The 523-nt window shown below is 40.9% G+C and carries 1 protein-coding gene; it reads right to left on the reverse strand.

Annotated elements, in window-relative coordinates; translation table 11 throughout:
• Positions 1 to 163: 163 nt before the first annotated feature.
• The gene (locus tag KIV40_RS27280; RefSeq protein WP_004739430.1) at positions 164 to 409 is read right to left on the reverse strand and encodes a hypothetical protein; all 246 of its coding nucleotides are present in this window, start codon (positions 407 to 409) and stop codon (positions 164 to 166) included.
• Positions 410 to 523 lie beyond the last annotated feature (114 nt).

Here is a 523-nt window from a genome sequence, read left to right on the forward strand (position 1 = left end):
GGGGGTCATATCAACGCCATGTTAAGGGGTGAGCGACGCAATACCGAAGCTTCTGCATACCACCTTAATCACTAAAACCAACGCGTAGTGAAAATGCCACGCGTTGCGAATCCCTCTTAAACATTTGTTATGTGCGTACCATCCAAGTACATGTTTACCTTTGTCAGACCTGTCCGGACGCTCGTCTTTTTAAGTTATACCACTGGTAAATACCAAAAAAGACGCCACCGACTAGCCAAACGACCACATGTTTCAATACGTTCAAATTTAGAAAACCATCACCAAATTGATCGTAAATGACTCCAGTTGCAATAAACATGATTAAACTAAATGGTAAGCCAGTTTCAATTACAAACCGAACAAAACCCTTTCTCTTGGCTACTAGCCAAAATGTATCATCTATTGTCATTACGCTTCCTTGTCCGCTGAGATTAAACGATAGTCACAAAATGTGTTGGATAGAATCCATTCAGATGACTCACACTTACCTTGAATCTTGAAAGCACATAGACATAATGACCCC

The sequence above is a fragment of the Vibrio sp. D173a genome (assembly GCF_030248475.1).